Source organism: Streptomyces palmae, assembly GCF_004684805.1.
Classification (GTDB): Bacteria; Actinomycetota; Actinomycetes; order Streptomycetales; family Streptomycetaceae; genus Streptomyces; species Streptomyces palmae.
This window is the reverse complement of sequence record NZ_SRID01000299.1, coordinates 1-8,651: the sequence shown is the minus strand read 5'-3', so window position 1 is coordinate 8,651 and position 8,651 is coordinate 1. Positions and strand designations below refer to the sequence as shown.

General features: G+C 75.0%; 6 protein-coding genes and 1 pseudogene. All 7 read left to right on the top strand.

Annotated features, from left to right (window positions below; translation table 11 throughout):
• The first annotated feature begins 107 nt into the window (after positions 1–107).
• Positions 108–1,121: a Rossmann-like and DUF2520 domain-containing protein gene (locus E4099_RS24490; RefSeq protein ID WP_386390346.1), complete on the top strand. Its 1,014-nt coding sequence runs from the start codon at positions 108–110 to the stop codon at positions 1,119–1,121.
• A complete protein-coding gene (gene panC / locus E4099_RS24485) occupies positions 1,118–2,110 on the top strand; it encodes a pantoate--beta-alanine ligase (RefSeq protein ID WP_135341286.1) in 993 nt (330 codons plus the stop codon). The genes E4099_RS24490 and panC overlap by 4 nt, the downstream gene beginning before the upstream one ends.
• A 113-nt stretch (positions 2,111–2,223) precedes the next feature.
• Complete coding sequence (locus E4099_RS24480) at positions 2,224–4,047, top strand: L-aspartate oxidase (RefSeq protein ID WP_245245132.1); 1,824 nt, start codon at positions 2,224–2,226, stop codon at positions 4,045–4,047.
• Complete coding sequence (gene nadC / locus E4099_RS24475; RefSeq protein WP_135341285.1) at positions 4,044–5,090, top strand: carboxylating nicotinate-nucleotide diphosphorylase; 1,047 nt, start codon at positions 4,044–4,046, stop codon at positions 5,088–5,090. Before E4099_RS24480 ends, nadC begins: the two co-directional genes overlap by 4 nt.
• On the top strand, positions 5,090–5,887 hold the full coding sequence (locus E4099_RS24470; protein ID WP_135341284.1) for a type III pantothenate kinase: 798 nt from the start codon (positions 5,090–5,092) through the stop codon (positions 5,885–5,887). Before nadC ends, E4099_RS24470 begins: the two co-directional genes overlap by 1 nt.
• 151 nt (positions 5,888–6,038) lie before the next feature.
• Positions 6,039–7,727, top strand: coding sequence for a COG1361 family protein (locus E4099_RS24465; RefSeq protein ID WP_135341283.1), 1,689 nt, complete (start codon positions 6,039–6,041; stop codon positions 7,725–7,727).
• A gap of 405 nt (positions 7,728–8,132) precedes the next feature.
• A pseudogene (locus tag E4099_RS24460) lies at positions 8,133–8,651 on the top strand (hypothetical protein); the annotation flags it as partial.

Below are 8,651 nucleotides of genomic sequence, written 5' to 3'. Positions count from 1 at the left end.
CCCGCACGGGGACCCCGCATGGGCCCCCGGCTCCGTGGGGGCACTCGCGTAGCATGGCCAGGAATCGTCCGGTACCCCCAGAGGACTGGAACGGAAGGCCCCACAGCGTGAACGCACAGCACAGCCCCGAGTCGCACGAGCCCAGGCCGCCCGGCACACCGCCGCCGTACGCGTCCGAGCCCCGCACCGCCGACGCGCCCGGCACGCGACCGCGCCACACCGACGCCCAGGACCGCCCCGCCCGCCTGACCGTGGGCGTCGTGGGCGCGGGCCGCGTCGGACCCGTGCTGGCCGCCTCCCTCCAACTCGCCGGGCACCGTCCGGTCGCCGTGTCCGGGGTCTCGGAGGCCTCGCGGCGCCGCGCCGCGGCCCTGCTGCCCGACGTCCCACTGGTGGAGCCCGCCGAAGTTCTGGCCCGGGCCGATCTGGTGCTGCTCACCGTCCCCGACGACACCCTCCCGGGGCTGGTCGCCGGGCTGGTCGAGACCGGGGCGATCCGGCCGGGCCAGCTGATCGTGCACACCTCGGGCCGGTACGGATGCGCCGTACTGGAACCGGCCCTGCGCGCCGGCGCGCTGCCCCTGGCGCTGCATCCCGCGATGACCTTCACCGGCACCGCCGTGGACGTGCAGCGGCTGGCCGGCTGCTCCTTCGGGGTCACCGCGCCCGAGGAGCTGCGGCTGGCGGCCGAGGCGCTGGTGATCGAGATGGGCGGCGAGCCGGAGTGGATCGCCGAGGAGGCCCGTCCGCTGTACCACGCGGCGCTGGCGCTCGGCGCGAACCACCTGGTCACCCTGGTCGCGCAGGCGATGGAGCTGCTGCGGGCCGCGGGCGTCGGGGCACCGGACCGGATGCTCGGGCCGCTGCTCGGCGCCGCCCTGGACAACGCGCTGCGCAGCGGGGACGCCGCGCTGACCGGCCCGGTGTCGCGCGGCGACGCGGGGACCGTGGCGGCGCACATCGCCGAGCTGCGCAAGCACGCGCCGCAGAGCGTCGCCGGATATCTGGCCATGGCCCGCGCCACCGCGGACCGGGCCCTCGCACACGGGCTGCTCAAACCGGAACTCGCCGAAGACCTGCTGGGCGTCCTGTCGGAATCGGGACTGGGAGGGGCCGCATGAGCCCGAAGTCGTGGAACGAGGCGCGTCCGGGCGAACCGGCCGTCGAGCTGATCACCTGCCGCGCGGACTTCGACCGGGCGCTGGACCGGTTCGCCGTGGCGGGACGTACCGCCGTGGTGATGACCATGGGCGCGCTGCACGAGGGGCACGCCTCGCTGATCCGGGCCGCCCGGGAGCGGGTCGGCGCCGAGGGCCTGGTCACCGTCACGGTGTTCGTCAACCCGCTGCAGTTCGGCGCGGGTGAGGACCTGGACCGCTACCCCCGCACCCTGGACGCCGATGTGGAGGTCGCCGCGGCGGCCGGCGCCGACATCGTCTTCGCGCCCGGTGTGGAGGACGTCTACCCCGGCGGCGAGCCCCAGGTGCGGCTGTCCGCGGGACCGATGGGCGAGCGGTACGAGGGCGCCTCCCGGCCCGGCCACTTCGACGGCGTCCTCACCGTGGTCGCCAAGCTGCTCCACCTCAGCCGCCCGGACGTGGCCTTCTTCGGTGAGAAGGACGCCCAGCAGCTGGCGCTGATCCGGCGCATGGCGCGGGACCTCAACTTCCCGGTGGAGATCGTCGGCGTACCCATCGTGCGGGAGCCCGACGGCCTGGCCCGCTCCAGCCGGAACCGCTACCTCTCGGAGCCCGAGCGGGCCGCCGCGCTGAGCCTGTCCCGAGCCCTGTACGCGGGCCGGGACGCCGGGCGGCTGGCGGCGGGGCCGCACGCGCCCGCGGACGTGGTCGAGGACCCGGCCGCGATACGGGCCGCCGCGCACGCCGTGCTCGCCGAGGCCGCGCGGGCCGAGCCGCCGGTGGTCCTGGACTACCTGGGGCTGATCGACCCCGCCGACTTCACCGAGGTGGCCGACGGGCACCAGGGCGAGGCGATCCTGGCCGTCGCCGCCCGGGTCGGCAGCACCCGGCTGATCGACAACGTACGCCTCCACTTCGCCATGGCTCCGAGCGCCGGAGCCGTACCCGCAGCCGCTGGGAGCACCGTGTGAACAGCCGCCCCGACAGCACCTCGGCGATATCCGCCGCAGCCCCGCAGGCACCCGGCTCGGCCCCGCGGCCGGGGACGGCCCCCGCGCCGGCAGGGCCCGCCCCCGGCCTCAGGCTGCGCGCCCCCGCGCCCGGCTGGGCGGTGACCGCGGACGTGGTGGTCGTCGGCTCGGGCGTGGCCGGCCTCACCGTGGCGCTGCGCTGCGCCGCCGCGGGGGCCAGGGTGGCGGTGGTCACCAAGGCCCGGCTGGACGACGGCTCCACCCGCTGGGCGCAGGGCGGGGTCGCGGCGGCCCTCGGCGAGGGCGACACCCCCGAGCAGCACCTGGACGACACCCTGGTGGCGGGCGCCGGACTCTGCGACGAGGTGGCGGTGCGCACCCTGGTCACCGAGGGCCCGGGCGCGGTACGGCGGCTGGTCGCCACCGGCGCGCGGTTCGACGCCGACCCCGGCAGCGGGGAGATCCTGCTCACCCGCGAGGGCGGCCACCACCGCAGCCGGATAGTGCACGCCGGCGGCGACGCGACCGGCGCGGAGATCTCCCGCGCCCTGGTCGAGGCGGTCCGCGCGGCCGCCCCCGGCAAGGCCCGCGCGGTCCCGGGCGACGGCGCGGTGTCCGGCGGCGCGCCGCTGGGCAGTATCGAGATCGTGGAGAACGCGCTCGTACTGGACCTGATCAAGGACGCGGACGGGCGCGCGGCCGGAGTCACCCTGCATGTGATGGGCGAGGGCCGGCGGGACGGCGTCGGCGCGGTGCGCGCCGGGGCCGTGGTGCTGGCCACCGGCGGCATGGGCCAGGCCTTCTCCGCCACCACCAACCCGCCGGTGGCCACCGGCGACGGCGTGGCGCTCGCGCTGCGGGCCGGCGCCGAGGTCAGCGACCTGGAGTTCGTGCAGTTCCACCCCACCGTGCTGTGGCTGGGCCCGGAGGCCGAGGGGCAGCAGCCGCTGGTCTCCGAGGCGGTCCGCGGCGAGGGCGCCCACCTCGTGGACGCCGACGGGGTGCGCTTCATGCAGGGGCAGCACGAGCTGGCCGAGCTGGCGCCCCGCGACATCGTCGCCAAGGGCATCCTGCGCCGGATGCTGGAGCAGGGCGCCGAGCACATGTACCTGGACGCCCGGCACTTCGGGGCGCCGATGTGGGAGCGGCGCTTCCCCACCATCCTGGCCGCCTGCCGGGCGAACGGCATCGACCCGGTGACCGAGCCCATCCCGGTCGCCCCCGCCGCCCACCACGCCAGCGGCGGCGTACGCACCGATCTGCACGGCCGGACCACCGTGCCGGGGCTGTACGCCTGCGGCGAGGTGGCCTGCACCGGGGTGCACGGCGCGAACCGGCTGGCCTCCAACTCCCTGCTGGAGGGCCTGGTCTTCGCCGAGCGCATCGCCGAGGACATCACCGTCCGGCACCAGGAGTCCGGGTCGCCGGCGGCGCCCGCGGAGGCATGGCCACCGGCGGAGGCCGTGGGCAACGAGGACGGCGAGGACGGCCAGGACGGCCAGGACGGCGAGGACACGGACAACCCGCTGCTCGCCTCCGAGACCCGCTACGCCATCCAGCGCATCATGACCGACGGCGCCGGAGTGCTCCGCTCCGCCGAGTCCCTGGCCCGGGCGGCGAGCGCGCTGGAGGGCATCCAGCGGGAGGCCGCCGAGCAGCTGCGCCGGGACGGCAAGACCGCCGAGCCCGGCGTGGAGACCTGGGAGGCCACCAACCTGCTGCTGGTCGCCCGGGCACTGGTGGCCGCCGCCCGGCTCCGCGAGGAGACCCGCGGCTGCCACTGGCGCGAGGACCGCCCGGACCGGGACGATGCCCACTGGGCCCGCCACCTCCTGGTCACCCTGCGCCCGGACCGCACGCTCGACGTCCGCACCACCGAGACGCCGGATTTCCCCCGAACCACCGCACCCCGATCCGAGACGGAGTCCCGCCCGTGAGCACCACCCCCGACCGCGCACAGCCCATCGCCCTTCCGCTGCTCCCGATCGGCGGCCCCGGCGGGGGCGGCGGCTGCGGCGACGCCTGCGGCTGCGGGTCGGCCGACGACTCCTTCGACCTGGACCCGATGGAGTGCGGCCTCGACCCGGACCTGGCGCAGCTGCTCGCCGACGCCGGCCTGGACCCGGTGCAGGTCGAGGACATCGCGCACCTGGCCATCGAGGAGGACCTGGACCAGGGCGTGGACGTCACCACCGTGGCGACCATCCCCGAGGACGCCTTCGCCGTCGGCGACTTCACCGCCCGCGAGGCGGGCACGGTGGCCGGGCTGCGCATCGCCGAGGCGGTCCTGTCGGTGGTCTGCACCGACGAGTTCGAGGTCGAGCGGCACGTCGAGGACGGCGACCAGGTGGAGCCGGGCCAGAAGCTGCTCACCGTCCGTACCCGCACCCGCGACCTGCTGACCGGCGAGCGCAGCGCGCTGAACCTGCTGTGCCGGCTGTCCGGCATCGCCACCGCCACCCGCGCCTGGTCGGACGAGCTGGAGGGCACCAAGGCCCGGGTCCGGGACACCCGCAAGACCACCCCGGGGCTGCGCGCCCTGGAGAAGTACGCGGTGCGCTGCGGCGGTGGCGTCAACCACCGGATGTCGCTGTCGGACGCCGCGCTGATCAAGGACAACCACGTGATCGCGGCCGGTGGGGTGGCGGCGGCCTTCAAGGCGGTCCGCGAGGAGTTCCCCGACCTGGCCATCGAGGTCGAGGTGGACCGTATCGACCAGATCCCGCCGGTGCTGGCGGAGGGCGCCGACCTGCTCCTGCTGGACAACTTCAGCCCGGAGCAGACCCGCGAGGCCGTCGAACTCGTCGCCGGCCGCGCCATGCTGGAGTCCTCCGGCCGGCTCACCCTGGCCGACGCCCGCGCCTACGCGGAGACCGGCGTCGACTACCTGGCGGTCGGCGCCCTCACCCACTCCTCGCCGATCCTGGACATCGGCCTGGACCTGCGGGACGACGCCCCGGGTGCGGAGGCGCGGGGCTGATGCTGCTCACCATCGATGTCGGCAACACCCACACCACCCTCGGCCTGTTCGACGGCGACGAGATCGTCGAGCACTGGCGGATCTCCACCGACGCCCGGCGCACCGCCGACGAGCTGGCCGTGCTGCTCCAGGGGCTGATGGGCATGCACCCGCTGCTCGGCGAGGAGCTGGGCGACGGCATCGAGGGCATCGCGATCTGCTCCACGGTCCCGTCCGTGCTGCACGAGCTGCGCGAGGTGACCCGCCGTTACTACGGCGACGTCCCCGCGGTGCTGGTGGAGCCGGGCGTCAAGACCGGGGTGCCGATCCTGATGGACAACCCGAAGGAGGTCGGCGCGGACCGGATCATCAACGCGCTGGCCGCCATCGAGCTGTACGACGGGCCGGCGGTGGTGGTCGACTTCGGCACCGCCACCACCTTCGACGCGGTGAGCGCGCGCGGGGAGTACGTGGGCGGGGTGATCGCCCCGGGCATCGAGATCTCCGTGGAGGCCCTGGGCGTACGCGGCGCCCAGCTGCGCAAGATCGAGCTGGCCCGGCCGCGCAGTGTCATCGGCAAGAACACCGTGGAGGCCATGCAGTCCGGCATCCTCTACGGCTTCGCCGGGCAGGTGGACGGCGTGGTGCGGCGGATGGCCCGCGAGCTGGCCGAGGACCCGGACGAGGTGACGGTCATCGCCACCGGCGGCCTGGCGCCCATGGTGCTGGGCGAGGCCTCGGTCATCGACGAGCACGAACCCTGGCTCACGCTGATCGGCCTGCGCCTGGTCTACGAGCGCAACGTTCCCAGGTCGTAGCGGCTTTCGCGGCCGAGCCCCGAGGGACGGATTCCCGGTGCGGGCCGGTGTGCCCGCGCCGGGAGGTGGCCGAGGGCAACCATCGGGGGGTCTCGTTTGTCTTGCTGGGCGATGAACTTCGTTCCGGTAGAGGTAGAGACGAGTGGAGCCGATGGCGCGTAGCAGCAGTCCAAAGAGCAGTACGGCACGGACGGCGGCTGCCGGGGCGGTGCTCGCCCTGGGCGCCGTCGCCACCGTCGCCCCGGCCGCCTTCGCCGAGCCGCCCACCCAGGCGTACGCCGTGATCAACGCCCCGGCACAGGCCTACATACCGGCCGGCGGCCCGTTCGCCCCGAATGTCAGCTACTCCTTCGCCGACGAGGGCGCCGAGGTGCCGCTGCCGGAGAACGCCAAGCTGGTCATCGACGCCAGCGGCCTGAAGGGCATCGCCACCGTCCAGGCGAACAACGAGCAGTGCACCGCCTCCGGCCTGGTGGTGACCTGCGAGGACAACGGCAATCTGCACGGCCCGTTCGAGCCGTACACGGTGACTCCCGAGGCCGGCGCCAAGCCGGGCACCGGCGGCACCGTGAAGTACGAGGTGACGGCCGACAAGGCCACCAGCGACACCGCCGAGACCAAGCTCACCGTCGGCTCGCCCCAGGTGGCGGTCGGAAAGATCCAGGGCCGGGACGGGCTGAAGACCGGCGACACCGTGAGCCTGCCGATCTCGGTGAAGAACGTCGGCAACCTGGCCACCGAGCGCGTCGACGTGTGGCTGAACACCGGCGCCCCCGGCCTGGAGTTCACCAGCCCCAAGCCGAAGAACTGCCGCTTCAACGACGACTGGGACCACAACACCGCGGTCTACTGCAGCTTCGACGTCGCGCTGGAGCCGGGCAAGAGCGCCACCTTCAGCACCCCGCTGCGGGCCAAGGTCACCGACCAGGCCCTGGCGAACTGGGTGAAGTACTCCGCCAAGGCGGTCTCGGCCGACGAGTCCCGGGACCCCAACGGCGAGGTCGGCACCGACGCCGCGATCACCCTGCGGCCCTTCACCGGCGGCGAGTTCGAGCAGGGTGCCGAGGGCATGGCCACCTACAACGCCGACAACCACGCGGACTTCGCGGCCCGCGGCGGCGCCATCAAGCGGGACAAGAAGGACCCCACCACCGGATCCGTCGCCTTCGGCCTGGTCAACAACGGCCCGGCGGCCGCCTACCGGCACGACGGCAAGCCGCTGGTGTACGTGGACGTGACGCTGCCCGAGGGCGTCACCGCCACCTGGAACCGCGTCGACGAGGAGCCGGACGAGGACGCCACCGGCGAGTGCCTCACCTACGTCAGCGAGGGCCAGACCAAGCCGTTCGAGGGGGGCCACAGCCGCTACCTGTGCCCTGAGGCGAGCACCGAGCTGCCCGGCTCGGGCCAGACGTACTCCCTCGGCGTGAAGATCGCCAAGGACGCCCCCAAGGACGCCAAGGGCACCGTCAAGCTGGTCCCCGGCCCGGCGGGCCTCGACCTGCGCGACACCAACACCGCCAACGACACCGCCGCCATCACCTTCGAGGGCGCGTCGGGCTCCACCGGCGGCGGTGACTCCGACTCCACCGGCGGCTCCGACGAGAACGGCTCCGGCGGCGACTCCAAGGACAAGGACGACGCCGGCACCACCGGCGGCTCCGACAGCGCCGGCGGCTCCACCGGCGACGACTCCTCCGACGGCGGCTCCATGGCCCTCACCGGTGCCGCCGGCATCTCCCTGATCGGGGGCGGGGCGGCCCTCGCCCTGGGCCTCGGCGCCGGCGCCGTCGTCCTCAGCCGCCGCCGCGCGACCACCGGCGCGTCCACCAGCGCCTGACCCACCGAGCGGCCGGGCCCCAACCCGGCCGCCCCACCCCGGGGTGCCGCCCACACGGGCGGCACCCCGGCCGTGCGTTGGGGCCCGGCGGCGCGGGCGGATCCGGCGGGCGGGTCCTGCCGGCGGCCGGAGCCTTGCACGGCCGCCGCCTGGTACGTCCGGCCGCGAACCGCCCGCCCGAAGCCGGCCGACCCGCGCTGCCCAGCCCCCGTCCGCCTGCTCCGGGGGGCGCTTGGGCGGCGCCCGTGGCCGGGCCGTCCGCCGGCCCGAGCTGCTTCCGGTCGCCTTCGGCCGTGAGTCGTTCACGTGGTTGGGAGGGCGCTGCCCGCAACCCCGGCGACGACATGCCACGCCCGATGTGAAGTGCTAAGCGGATTTTGTCCGGTTAGCACTTAAAGTCGGCGCATGCCCACGCCACATGGACCCCGCGGCGGAATGGCGTTCAGCGCGGACGAGCTGCGTGTGCTCCGACGCGCCCTCGCCATCGCCCTTCAGCCGACCACCGCCTTCGCCCTGCCCAGTCCGGACCGGGCCGAGGAGGTCCAGGACTGCCTGCGCCTCGCCCACGCCGTGGATGCGGCGGTCCACGAGGGTGGGCGGCTGCGCGCCTTTCTCCTGGAGGAGCTGGCCCGCTATCGCGCCGCCCTGCCCGGCGCCGCCGCCGGCTATCTCAGCCAGCTCCGCAGCGCACTGTCGGCCGGGTACGTACCCCGGCCCGAGGACCTCGCGGCGCTGCGCGGGCTCTGTGCGGACGCGTCCGGGGCCAGGGAGGCGACCCGCCGCGCCGCCCTGCTCGGCCGGTGCGAACGCCTCGCCGAGCAGCAGGTGCGGGCCCGCCTCTCGCGCCGCCTCACCCCCAGGACGACCAGCACTCCGGCCTCCCTCCCGGTGCGGCACCCCCGCCGCCCCGTCGAGGCCCTGGCC